1 protein-coding gene is annotated in these 1,833 nt (G+C 61.7%); it reads right to left on the bottom strand.

Annotated features, from left to right (window positions below; all coding sequences use genetic code 11):
* Positions 1 to 1,833 (bottom strand): non-ribosomal peptide synthetase (locus LZ463_RS28800; RefSeq protein ID WP_241459763.1); only part of this gene is annotated, 1,833 nt, incomplete at both ends.

Here is a 1,833-nt window from a genome sequence, read left to right as displayed (position 1 = left end):
TCAACGGGATTGGTAGCAGGCATAAAAGCCTGAACGGAGTCACGGAAATCAGGAGCAGGCAAAGCGGCACGGTCGAGCTTGCCATTGGCGTTCAATGGCAAGGCATCGAGCGTCACAAAACAGGCCGGCACCATATACTCGGGCAGCCGCTGTGATAGCGCAGTGCGCAAGCCCTCAGCCTGAGCGGCACCAGGGCCGACCAGATAAGCCACCAGCCGGGCATCAGCCCCGGCGTCACCCGAGCCAGAACCAGTCCAGACAGCCACGACCGCCTGCGCAACCCCCGGCTGCTCCAGCAACACCGCCTCAATCTCCCCCGGCTCAATACGCAAGCCACGCAACTTCACCTGCTGATCCACCCGTCCCAGATACACCAGCGTCCCTGCATTATTCCAGCGCACCAGATCCCCGGTACGGTACATACGACTGCCAGCGACCCCATAAGGATCAGCCACAAAGCGCGATGCCGTCATCCCCGCCGCCTGCACATAAGCCCGCGCCAGGCCGGCCCCGGCCAGATACAACTCACCCGCCACCCCGACAGGCACCGGCTGCAAACGGCCATCCAGCACATAAGCCCGGCTGTTCCAGATCGGCCTGCCGATCGGCACCAGCCCCTCCGCCTGCTCCTTGTGCTCCGCTGGCGTCACAGAATGCACCACCGCCTCAATACAAGCCTCCGTCGGCCCGTACAGATTATGCAAACGACAACCCAGACGACTACGCACCCGGTCCCGCAAAGCCGTACTCAAGGCCTCCCCGCCGCAGAACAGATCCCGCAAAGAAGCACCAGCCCCCCCCTCACAATAATCGAGGAAATGCGGCAACACCGAAGGCACCAGCTGCAAAGTCGTGACCCCGAAGCTGGCGCAAGCCTGCGCCAGATAAGCCGGATCCTGCTGCCCGCCCGGCTTGGCCAGCGCCAGACTGGCCCCGGCCAGCAAAGGAGCAAAGAGCTCCCAGACACTGGCATCAAAGGAAAGCGAAGTCTTCTGCAACACCACATCCCCGGCAGCCAAAGGAAAGCGCGACTGCATCCACAACATATGATTACAGACCGCCCCCTGACTCATCTGCACCCCCTTGGGCCGACCGGTCGACCCCGAGGTATAGATCAGATAAGCCAGATGCCCGGGGAGAACCCGCACAGACGGCGGCGTGACCGGATAACTGGCGATCTGTGCGGCATCCGCATCCAGACACACCAGATGCGCCCAGTGAGAAGGCAAACGCTCCTCCAGAGAAGAATGACTCAACAGCACCGGCGTCATGGCATCATTGAGCATATAAGCGAGACGCTCAGCCGGATAAGCCGGATCAAGCGGCAGATAAGCGCCGCCCGCCTTCAGGATAGCCAGTACCGCGACGACCAGATCAGCCCCCCGTTCCAGGCACAGGCCCACGGTGACATCGGGCCCGACCCCCAGGCTGCGCAGATAATGCGCGAGCTGATTGGCACGGCGTTCCAGACAGGCATAGTCGAGCTGCTGCACAGCATGCGGTACGGATCCTTGTTGCTCTTGCTCCTGCCACAACAGGGCAATGGCCGTGGGGCTGCGCTGGACTTGCTGTTCGAACAACTGCGTCAGGGAAACAGTCGGGACCGGCTCTGCAGTCTGATTCCAGTCGTGCAATAACTGCGTGCGTTGTTGCTGGTCAAGCAAAGGCAATTGCTGCAGAGGCGTGGCGGGCGCCTTGACGATGGCCTCGAGCAGGATCAGGAAAGAGGCAGTGAGACGGGCGATGGTGGCTTCTTCGAAGAGATCGGTGGCATATTCGAAGGTACCGGTGAGACCTTCGCTGGTTTCTCGCAGCGACAGCGTCAGGTCGAAC

It is taken from the genome of Undibacterium paludis, from assembly GCF_022568815.1.
GTDB lineage: Bacteria > Pseudomonadota > Gammaproteobacteria > Burkholderiales > Burkholderiaceae_D > Undibacterium.
Note: the sequence above shows the minus strand (reverse complement) of the source record. Positions and strands in the feature narration are given on the sequence as shown.